This is a genomic window from Pseudomonas sp. FSL R10-0399 (assembly GCF_009600165.1).
GTDB lineage: Bacteria > Pseudomonadota > Gammaproteobacteria > Pseudomonadales > Pseudomonadaceae > Aquipseudomonas > Aquipseudomonas helleri.
Genome location: NZ_WIWK01000235.1, coordinates 1 through 1,886, shown reverse-complemented (window position 1 = coordinate 1,886; position 1,886 = coordinate 1). Strand labels below are relative to the sequence as shown.

The 1,886-nt window shown below is 64.8% G+C and carries 1 protein-coding gene; it reads right to left on the bottom strand.

Features of this window, described 5'->3' with window-relative positions; translation table 11 throughout:
• Positions 1–159: 159 nt before the first annotated feature.
• Positions 160–1,536, bottom strand: a complete 1,377-nt coding sequence (locus tag GHO41_RS29120; protein ID WP_153435332.1) for a tetratricopeptide repeat protein — start codon at positions 1,534–1,536, stop codon at positions 160–162.
• Positions 1,537–1,886: the final 350 nt, after the last annotated feature.

Here is a 1,886-nt window from a genome sequence, read left to right as displayed (position 1 = left end):
TGCGTGGCCCGCGCCATCGCCCGCGGCGTGTACCAAGCCCGCCGTTGAAACACCCAAATCTGTGGGAGCGGGCTTGCTCGCGATCGGATCAACGTGGTCTGGCAGAGATACCGAGTTGTCTGCATCGCGAGCAAGCCCGCTCCCACGGGTGTCAGGGGGTTATGGGGTGTGTGGGGTGTTAAGCACCACCTCAACCCGCGCTGCGGCGGCCTGCGCCAATGTCGGTAGGCCCAGCGCCTGGTAAACCCTCTCCAGCGCCCGGTTGGTCGGTACGTCCTGTGCGTCATAACGACGACGCAATTCCAGCACCTGCTGCGCCCCGGCCCAGTCTTGCGCGTGCAGGCGTGCGTCCAGTTCGATCTGGGCGAACAGGTCGCGCTGGGCATGGCTGCCGCCAATGTCGTTCAAGCGGGGCAGGGCCACGCCCAAACGTTCCAGCGCCACTGGGTGTTCACCACGGGCATGGGCCAGCAACCCTTCGGCCAGCGGCAGAGTGACCTCGGCCCAAACCGCCCGGCTGAACACTGGCGCTTCACGCGCATGCTCGCGCAATGCGTGCAGTAATTGATCGGCCTCGGGCTTGCCTGCGCGGCCCAATCCATACAGGTATTGCACGCTCAAAAACGGCTGCACGGTATCGCGGTGGCGGGCCTGCAAGTAAGGCGCGAGGGCCTGCCAGCGCTGGCCCACATCGATCCCGGCCAGCTCCAGACGGGCCAGCAGCGACACGGCGCCGATCTGGTCCTGGGAGTACGCCGGCAGCACGCCCCAGACATGCTGGTCGTAGATCTCCAGCACCCGCGCCTCATCGCCACGGGCCAAATAAAACAGCGCCAGATGCCACCAGTTGTGGGTGTACATAAACGAGTTGAGCCCCTGCCAATGGTGGCTGACGCTTTCCAGAAAACCGATGCCTTCTTCAATGCGCCCTTTGGTCAGCATCACGTGGGCCAGCGCATGTTGCGCCCAGGGTTCGCTCGCTTGCAGTTGCAGGGCGCGGCGCGCACTGGCTTCGGCCTCATCCAGCAAATGGCATTGCTCGTGGGCGAAGGCCAGCATGCCGTGGCTCTGGGCGATATCGTCGCTGGCCGCCACAGCCTTAAGGGCGATGCGCAGCAGCGCCGGCCAGTTGCCGCGATTGAACTCTACGTACTGGTTGAGCTTGGCCGCGAACAGGTCGCGGGGGTGCTGGTCGAGCAGCGTTTCGCTGAGGTGCAGCACCTGGTCGAGGTCTTCGTTGATCCACGCCTGCAACAGCGCCACATACAGCGCTGCCCGTGGCAGCGGGTCGGTCACCTGCGCGGCGATTGTGCGAAAGCGCTCGGCCAGTACCGGGCCTTCCGGTGATTCGCTGAACATCATCAGGATGCCTGCCAGGGCATTGCTCAGCGCCGATTCCGGGTGGCGCTCGGCGCTGGCCACAATCCCCTCGGCACGCGGGTGGTAGCTGAGAAAACCCAAGGTGAAATCGTCCAGCGCCTGACGCGCCAAGGGGTGGTCGGTGTCGATGGGGTTGCCGAGGTAGTCGTGTGACATGCGAGGTGTCCGCTCAAAGGTCGATCCGTTGTACAGGGCAAGGGCTGTGCCAGTTCGTGCGGCTGCGCAGTCAGGCGCACTGAGGGGAAAACAACACATTGGCCACTGTTGCTTTTTCCACAGTCAGGTCCGGGGCTGTGGTTTTTTCATCAATGCGCCAGCGCCGCAGACCGCCGCACCGCCGGTTCAGCGGCCCGTGGGGGAGTGGCACACCCCTTGCAGAACTGCTTGGCAGTGGGGCCGCATGCCCCGAGCAATTAACGCCAGGAGTTCGCATGTCCAGTCCAGCCCATCGTCATCCGCCTCGCCCCGGGCCGCTGCGCCTTGCCCTCAAACGCCTGGGCCTGTCT